This window comes from Bacillus sp. AFS001701, from assembly GCF_002559405.1.
Taxonomy (GTDB): Bacteria; Bacillota; Bacilli; order Bacillales; family Bacillaceae_G; genus Gottfriedia.
This window is the reverse complement of sequence record NZ_NTZO01000459.1, coordinates 1-1,601: the sequence shown is the minus strand read 5'-3', so window position 1 is coordinate 1,601 and position 1,601 is coordinate 1. Positions and strand designations below refer to the sequence as shown.

At 30.4% G+C, this 1,601-nt stretch carries 1 protein-coding gene; it reads right to left on the bottom strand.

The annotated features are described in order from the left end of the window. Nucleotides 1–106: 106 nt before the first annotated feature. On the bottom strand, nucleotides 107–1,471 hold the full coding sequence (locus tag CN514_RS21100) for an SMI1/KNR4 family protein (protein ID WP_176526015.1): 1,365 nt from the start codon (nucleotides 1,469–1,471) through the stop codon (nucleotides 107–109). Nucleotides 1,472–1,601 lie beyond the last annotated feature (130 nt).

Here is a 1,601-nt window from a genome sequence, read left to right as displayed (position 1 = left end):
ACTAAACTGCCATTTAGCTCAATAAAAAAATCGACTATATAGCCGATTTTTTTATATAACTAATGGATGCGTTAGTTGAAGAAGACTCTTATATATTTTTCGATAATTACACATTGTAATATTGATTAACATTTCCAATCAAATTATTTATGATCTGAATTCTTGTTCTAAGTATTTGTTTAATTTTTAAGTTATTTAATAGGGAAATGAACTCCTCTTTTGATGAAGGACTAAATTCAAAATGTTTAGAAGGTCCATACATTTTATTCATTAACACTCCTTCTAAAGCATGAATTAAAGTGACTTGATGTCTTTCCTCTAACTCTGACCATCTTTTTATATCATTCCAAGTAGGATTGGATTCGATATACAATTCGTCCCATCCTTCTGTAACAGGGAATTTCACATGATTTTCCATCCAAACAATAACTTGATGCGATTTATTAGAAGATAGATGAGAAAGTGCATCATAACCGTTTATTTTCCCATTCGATTGTTCTTCTAAATAATTGAATACTAATTTTAATCCAGTATTACCGTCAAGACACTTAATACTAAGATATGAACGCAATCTACTATCCAACTGCATATGATGATTAACTTCCCATAAATTTGCAACCCAAGACTTTGCGTATATCCCCAAGGCTTCCCCAATAATCTCGCAAACCATCTTCTTATCGATAAACGCTTCATACTTATTTAGGTAATTAAGTAATTTATCAAACAAATCATGTTTATTAAATAACAAAAAGGAATTTAAAGCATCTTTATCTAGTTTCTTTCGATAAATAGTATAAGAGATTAGCTCGTCCATATTATTTTTAACATCATCTAAGGTAGTTTCAGAGAATGTTTCAAACCACTCCTTCCACCTTAATGCATTTGAACTTGATGTGTCTAAACCATTTTCATTTAAAAAATAATCTATCTGCCATTTTTCACTACCCACACAACTTAATTCCGTAATCTTTTCCAGATAATCAATAAAAGAATCTGCAATATAGGTAACAGTATCTTCTTCGTGGTCCCAATATATAACCGGTTTTTCTTCACCCTCAGCTAACATATCAAAAGCATAAATGTCACCATTTCCAGCATGTGAAAATTCTAGTTTCCCTCTAAGGTTCTTACCATAATCTTCTCCATCTTCCTCCAAGTCTTCAGCTAATTCATCTAAATTCTGAAGCTCTGAAAAGTCCCAATTAATTTCTCCAGAAAATATTTCGCTAAATTCAGTGGGGATCATTGTATCTTCCGAAAATGAATAGTAAAACGACAATGATTTTGCATAATTTTTAATAATAGATTTATATGAAGGAGGCAATTTGTATCCTAACTCTTTTTCTTTTTCTTGAATTTCTTTTATTGTTGCTTTTTCTCCAAACTCAATTGGCTGCACTTTACCATTGTTTCTTTCTAATTTGTTCAGTATATGATCCCATTTTTTTAATAGATTTTCGTATTCGTTCATAAAAGTCATCGCCTTATTTTTATTGTTTGAAATTATCTTTTACGATAATAAGTTAAAAACCGCTTGAGGAGATTGAGAATTTAAACTATCGCAATGCGTTAGTTGAATAAGAACCTTTAGATTCACAACA